This is a genomic window from Halomonas sp. SIMBA_159 (genome assembly GCF_046536035.1).
Classification (GTDB): Bacteria; Pseudomonadota; Gammaproteobacteria; order Pseudomonadales; family Halomonadaceae; genus Vreelandella; species Vreelandella venusta_A.
The window spans coordinates 1-263 of the sequence record NZ_JAWJBT010000825.1 but is presented as its reverse complement, the minus strand read 5'-3'; the positions used below and the strand labels follow the sequence as shown (position 1 = coordinate 263).

Sequence of the window (263 nt, the reverse complement as noted above, 5' to 3'; positions counted from 1 at the left end):
ATCAAACCATTTTTCCGCTTCACCGGAGGTCTGCACCTGAGCGATGGTGTCATCCATCAGCTTTTTGAACTGCGGATCATCTTTACGCAACATACAACCGTAGGCCTCCTGAGACTGCGGCTTGCCGACGATTTCCCAGTTGTCTGGTTTCTTCGCTTTCGCACGTTCACCGGCCAGCAGAGCGTCATCCATCATAAAGGCAACGGCACGACCGCTTTCCAGGGTGCGGAAAGAGTCACCGTGATCTTTGGCGCTGATGATGC

The 263-nt window shown here is 53.6% G+C and carries 1 pseudogene; it reads right to left on the bottom strand.

What is annotated here, in order from left to right:
• Nucleotides 1-263 (bottom strand): annotated as a pseudogene (gene gltI, locus R0J87_RS21530) (glutamate/aspartate ABC transporter substrate-binding protein GltI); the annotation flags it as partial.